Annotated in this window: 1 protein-coding gene; it reads left to right on the top strand. The window is 66.2% G+C overall.

Annotated features, from left to right (window positions below; genetic code table 11):
* A partial coding sequence (locus AC4FQ5_RS20040; RefSeq protein ID WP_491146453.1) for a DUF7507 domain-containing protein occupies nucleotides 1-557 on the top strand: 557 nt, incomplete at both ends.

Here is a 557-nt window from a genome sequence, read left to right as displayed (position 1 = left end):
CCCGACGGCGGTCCGCGTGATCGGTCCGGCACTCGCTCCGGGCGCGACCCAGGCGTTCACGCTCTCCATCGAGACCGACGGCGTCGAGGGCGGTGACGTCCTCGTCAACCGCGCTCAGGGTCGTGCGGAGCACACGGAGCTCGTCATGCGGACTTCCGCATTGATCACCGTGGCGAACTACTACTCGGCCGCTCTCATCAAGGAGGTGCAGGACGCCGACGGCGTGTGGCACAACGCGAACGTCATCGAGGACTCCCCGTCCTTCCGGATCGGTGACAACGTCACGTATCGGATCCGGATCCAGAACACGGGGCAAGGCACGCTCCGGAACCTCGTGATCACCGACGACCTCTTCCCGCAGGGATCGTTCACGGTCGCCGAGCTGGCTCCGGGTGACGAGGAGACGCACGAGTTCCCCGTCGACCTCGAGGACGGCACTGCCGATAGCGTCGTGAACACGGCGTGCGCGTCCGCGACCATTCCGTCCGATTCGCAAGTCGCACCGACGATCAACTGCGACCCCGCGATCATCGAGGTGGTCGGTGACCCCGAGCACA

The organism is Chryseobacterium sp. DT-167, assembly GCF_058310155.1.
The sequence above is the reverse complement of the archived record's forward strand: the minus strand, read 5'-3'. Positions and strand labels throughout refer to the sequence as shown.